The sequence below is a fragment of the Escherichia sp. KCJ4928 genome (assembly GCF_004352695.1).
Lineage (GTDB): Bacteria > Pseudomonadota > Gammaproteobacteria > Enterobacterales > Enterobacteriaceae > ECMA0423.
This window is the reverse complement of record NZ_SJWV01000650.1, coordinates 1-368: the sequence shown is the minus strand read 5'-3', so window position 1 is coordinate 368 and position 368 is coordinate 1. Positions and strand designations below refer to the sequence as shown.

Annotated in this window: 1 protein-coding gene; it reads left to right on the top strand. The window is 50.8% G+C overall.

What is annotated here, in order from left to right:
- Positions 1-368, top strand: a 368-nt coding sequence (gene pilV, locus E0D98_RS26075; protein WP_131891567.1) for a shufflon system plasmid conjugative transfer pilus tip adhesin PilV, incomplete at both ends; no start/stop codon positions are given.

Here is a 368-nt window from a genome sequence, read left to right as displayed (position 1 = left end):
GGAACGGCAACAGGCGCATTCGGAGCCTGGACAGATAAACCGGGAGACTACGGACTTACCTGTTCGGCAGGTCACATCGCCGTCGTCATGAGCGGTGATGACCTGCAGGAAAGTGACCGTCTCTACCGTTTTCAGGTAGCAGGTCGTCCTGAACTGAATCAGATGCATACCGCCATCAATATGGGCGGGAATAACATAAACAACACCGGCAATATCAATGGTCAGAGTGCCACACTGAAAGGTGATATTACGAGTGAAGACGGCTGGCTAATCACCAGAAACAATAAGGGATGGATGAATATCACACATGGTGGTGGATTCACCATGACAGACAGCCAGTGGATACGCGCGGTTAATGGCAAAGGCAT